This is a genomic window from Flavobacterium hydrophilum (assembly GCF_003202405.1).
Taxonomy (GTDB): domain Bacteria; phylum Bacteroidota; class Bacteroidia; order Flavobacteriales; family Flavobacteriaceae; genus Flavobacterium; species Flavobacterium hydrophilum.
The window spans coordinates 1-252 of record NZ_QJHL01000032.1 but is presented as its reverse complement, the minus strand read 5'-3'; the positions used below and the strand labels follow the sequence as shown (position 1 = coordinate 252).

Here is a 252-nt window from a genome sequence, read left to right as displayed (position 1 = left end):
CTGTGGCAGCAGATTACGTTGCCAGCAATAGTGCTGATTTAAATCCGTTAACAAATGCCAACTGGGATGTTTGGGTAAAAGATGCCAATGGCTGTACAGTTAAAGTAGATGTTGCTGTTTCAACAGACAACACCCCATCATTAACTGTATCAGTAGACAACCAGTGTACAGGTTCAGGCAGTGGCTTTACTATTACCGCTACGCCATCATCGACAAGTCTTGCTCCATTGAGCTATAGTATTGGCGGTGCTA

The 252-nt window shown here is 44.0% G+C and carries 1 protein-coding gene; it reads left to right on the top strand.

Annotation, left to right across the window (positions count from 1 at the left end; translation table 11 throughout):
• A partial coding sequence (locus DMB68_RS23520) for a hypothetical protein (RefSeq protein ID WP_165830205.1) occupies positions 1–252 on the top strand: 252 nt, incomplete at both ends.